Origin of the sequence: Bacillus thermozeamaize (assembly GCA_002159075.1) — a bacterium.
Classification (GTDB): Bacteria; Bacillota; Bacilli; order ZCTH02-B2; family ZCTH02-B2; genus Bacillus_BB; species Bacillus_BB thermozeamaize.
On record LZRT01000131.1, the window covers coordinates 1 to 3286 of the forward strand.

Annotated in this window: 4 protein-coding genes; 2 read left to right on the forward strand and 2 right to left on the reverse strand. The window is 50.0% G+C overall.

Features of this window, described 5'->3' with window-relative positions:
• The first annotated feature begins 811 nt into the window (after positions 1-811).
• Both BAA01_14960 and BAA01_14965 read left to right on the forward strand, forming a co-directional pair.
• Positions 812-1141 (forward strand): hypothetical protein, encoded by a 330-nt coding sequence (locus BAA01_14960; protein OUM84385.1) that lies wholly within the window; start codon positions 812-814, stop codon positions 1139-1141.
• A gap of 92 nt (positions 1142-1233) precedes the next feature.
• Positions 1234-1617 carry a hypothetical protein gene (locus BAA01_14965; GenBank protein OUM84386.1) on the forward strand — a complete coding sequence of 128 codons (384 nt, stop codon included), beginning with the start codon at positions 1234-1236 and terminating at the stop codon, positions 1615-1617.
• Between the two features lie 104 nt (positions 1618-1721).
• Here BAA01_14965 and BAA01_14970 read toward each other — a convergent pair whose 3' ends face one another.
• The gene (locus BAA01_14970) at positions 1722-2546 is read right to left on the reverse strand and encodes a transposase (GenBank protein ID OUM84387.1); all 825 of its coding nucleotides are present in this window, start codon (positions 2544-2546) and stop codon (positions 1722-1724) included.
• Positions 2547-2605: 59 nt separating this feature from the next.
• Positions 2606-2896: a transposase gene (locus BAA01_14975; GenBank protein OUM84388.1), complete on the reverse strand. Its 291-nt coding sequence runs from the start codon at positions 2894-2896 to the stop codon at positions 2606-2608.
• Positions 2897-3286: the final 390 nt, after the last annotated feature.

Below are 3286 nucleotides of genomic sequence, written 5' to 3' on the forward strand. Positions count from 1 at the left end.
GCGGCGACGATCGTTCGGCACAGCCGGAAGCTCATCCTGAAACTGGCTCACGACTTTCCATACCGCCATGCGTGGAAGCGAATCGAAGCGCGGCTGGCGACCATGTCAGGTTAGAGATTCCCACAATTTTACATGGAAAACCAAAAGCCCCTTGCGGTGGGGGAGGGGGGAGGAATACCTTTCAACGCTGACGGGGAGTTGTCTGGCTGGGAACTTCCCTGTTATTTACAGGGTGTTATGCGCTAACATCTCGTGATTTTACCGAAACAATGGGCTTTCGAAATTTAGGTTTATATTTATATGTTTACTTATTTTATTACGTTTACTGCGTTCCGTGTACAGCGAATCAGAAGCCTGTATGCCATTTTACTTGCGGGTTACTAACGTTTACTGAAGCGCGGCGGGATCGGACAACAGCGCACCGCGCGGCCGGCCATCGGACGGATCCCGTCCGCCGATTTTTTTCCACGCGAAAAAATCGCCGTCTCCGCGTCGACAGCCCATCCCATCATCCGGGACAGATCATAAATTAGTGTTAGTGCCGTAAACGGAGGTGGAATCCGTGTCGGAACGGAGCAAACTACAATGCAAGGCGACCAAGGTTTCTGTAAGATGTACGTGTCATCATCGTTGCTCCGCATGCAAATGCAAGTGCAAATGTGTGTGCAAATGTGAGTGCAAGTGCGGCAAATCTTCGTCCCGACGCCCATGTCCTCATCACGCAAGACACGCCGATCGCACGAGGCGCATCAAACGGAAAAACAAAAAAAGAATCCTCCGCCGCATTCACTTCACCGTTAAGCATCTGAGCTTGGTTTGTCCGGATCGCACCCCGATCAGCATCCGTCCCGTGGTGAAAAGATATTTCTTTCAGGTTCCCGAAGACATCCATTTGACAGGCGAGGAATTGGTTTTGCATCCTCATCAGTTTGCGGACGATACGGGGGAGACGGCCGTCAAGTTCATGGATTTTGGACAAGAAGGCTACTTCAATTTGTACGTGAACGGGGTATTGCAGGAGGGAAAGCTGTATCAAGCGAGTGCCGATGCGCTGAAGATCGCCGCCACCGGGCAAAGCATTATCAAAGGCACCCCCATTATTTTGGAGTCCGTGGGATTTCACGTTGCGCGGGAAAAATAGGTGCACCTATCGGATGATTTGTCCAAACCTTCGGAATGGCGGCCGAATATGATTTTACTGCATCGATCATATTCGCAAAGGAGGTACGGATCATGCCTCTGCAACTCATGAAAATCCAGATTGAAGCAACGTCGTCAGTGGAAACCGGGCCTCAGCCGCAAAAATTTTTCCATGTCACCGACGAAGAAGTCGAGCCGGGCGGTACGCTGACCATCGATGTCGCCGATTTTTTCGACGATACCGGGGCGGAAGCGACCGAGTTGCCCGAACTGGCAACCAACAACAGCCTGTATAAAGTGTACGTTAACGGCGTGCTGCAAATGCAGGGCATCACCACCTATACGCCGGGAACGTCGGGCACCGGGTCGCTGGTGATCAATGTGCCCGCCGACGGGGAACCGATTATCGCCAATTCTCCGATTGTGCTGGAAATCATCAATTTTGCTCCCTCCTCCACGATTGAGGTGAACACGTAACGACTCGGACATGGGTGCCGCGATTGGGGCACCCCTTTTTTATTCGGCATGGAGTTGTCAAGAAAAGTGCAGTTTGAAAACACCCTCATACTGAAACCCCGTTATTAAGCTGCTTGTGACAACATTCTTTCGCGATATATCGCTGGGGGCCAGCCCCCTGGATTAGAGGTGTAGATCCGCTGTCTGTTATAGTAGACCATGATGTATCTGAAAATGACCGATTTCACATAAGCCATTGGATAGCGTTCCGTTTTGATCTTGTACAGCTTCTCTTTCTTTAACGTGGCAAAAAAGCTTTCCATCCTGGCGTTGTCATAACAGCGCCCTGTGCCGCTCATACTCTGAATGGCATTTCGTTTAGCCAGACTTTCCCGGAATGCTTGGCTTGTGAACTGGCTGCCCCGGTCACTGTGGAAAATCATGCCGCGTGCATTTCTTGCTTTACAGGCGTTCTCAAAGGCTTGGATGCAGAGCTCTTTACGCATATTATCGCCCATGGCCAAGCCCAAGATTTCGCCGTTGAAACAATCCAGCACCGCAGATACATAGAGCTTGCCGTCTGAACAAGGGACTTCTGTGATATCCGACAGCCACTTTTGGTTGGGGGCTGAAGCTGTAAAATCTCTCTGGATCAGGTTCTCGCTCTTTTGAGCTGCGGCATCCTCGCGTGTAAGGCCGTTTGGATGACGCTTGGCTTTCTTCAGCAGGCCATGCTTCTTCATGATTCGGTAAACGGTACTGTAGCTCGTCTTGATCCCCTTTTGTTCCAGCGCCAGCAGAATACGCTGGACACCGTAATTGCTGTTGTCTTCATGGGCGTTGATAATGTCTTGGATTTTGACCAGAAGCAGCTGTTGCCGATCCTGCCGGGGTGTGGGCTTCAAACTGCGGTAATAGCCTGACTCGCTGACCGCCAGCACTTTACACATCTTCTTGACGGTCCACCGATTCCGACGTTCACGGATGTAAGCATAGAGCTGGCAAGCCTTTACCGCTTCCGGTCTTTTGCGAAAAAAGCTAGTGCATCCTTAAGAATTTCATTGGCGCGGCGCAACTCGTTTATTTCTCTTTCCAATTCGATTTCGCGCGCGGTTTTATCGGCAGATGCATACGCGCGTCCGCTTCCAACAAACGCTCCGTCGCCATGCAGGGCTCTTTGCTTTCTCCAATCCTGCAAAGTATAGTAGGACACGCCCAATTGCTCAGCGGCTTTCTTTGGTCCAATCTCGTTGCTTAAACTTACAGCTTCTTCTTTAAATGCCTTGTCGTAACGTTTCATTGTTTCCCGTCCCCTCGTTTGTTAGCTTTCATTTTATTTCATATGAGGGGGTTTTTCGACTGCATTTTTATCGTAGCACTCCAGCCCTTTCTAACTGAGGGAATTTACACACAAATTTGGACTTGATCCGAAGCGGTGATCCGGCGGCCATTCACCCGGTATCTTTAGACATTTCAGCCGGACAGGATATGTATTTACCCGGATTCTTTGGACATATGGTCCGGTTTCTTTGGACAAATCACTGCCATGAAAGACGTTTCGCAAGAAATTTTTGGACATATCAATTCGAACCGTGAATCTTCATGGGCCGGTTACATTATGTCCAGAAAAAAGGTAAACGCCTTAGGATTGCTGATCATTTCAATGTCCAGTCAAAAGGGACGGCCCCGC